Origin of the sequence: Paraburkholderia sp. BR10923 (genome assembly GCF_040948765.1) — a bacterium.
GTDB classification, from domain to species: domain Bacteria; phylum Pseudomonadota; class Gammaproteobacteria; order Burkholderiales; family Burkholderiaceae; genus Paraburkholderia; species Paraburkholderia youngii.
On sequence record NZ_JBFPKO010000178.1, the window covers coordinates 1 to 349 of the forward strand.

The 349-nt window shown below is 64.2% G+C and carries 1 protein-coding gene; it reads right to left on the bottom strand.

All coding sequences use genetic code 11. The features are described from left to right. On the bottom strand, window positions 1-349 hold a 349-nt coding region (locus AB3X94_RS42000; protein ID WP_368614488.1), incomplete at both ends, for a transposase.

Here is a 349-nt window from a genome sequence, read left to right on the forward strand (position 1 = left end):
GCCGCGCCGGCTCCATGGCCTGGGTGGAAGTGGCGCCGTACCGGGTGCCCACACAGAGGTGCCAGGCCGGATCCCTACGGCGTACAACAAACCGAGTTCAGTTACGCCCTCCCGGAAGGCGGTTTCGTCGCCGTACCCGGCATCGGCCAGCACGATGCCCGGGGCAACGCCGGATGCTATAGCCTCACGAAGTTGGGTCAACGCAATCTCGGGCTTGGTCTTGAAAGCCAGATCGTCGGGAATGCCCGCACGACGGGCACGTTCCCGGTCTTCAATCCATTCCTTGGGGACATACAGCTGCCAGGCAATCGGCAGGCTGCCGCGTTGTGTCGCGATCGACAGGCTCACT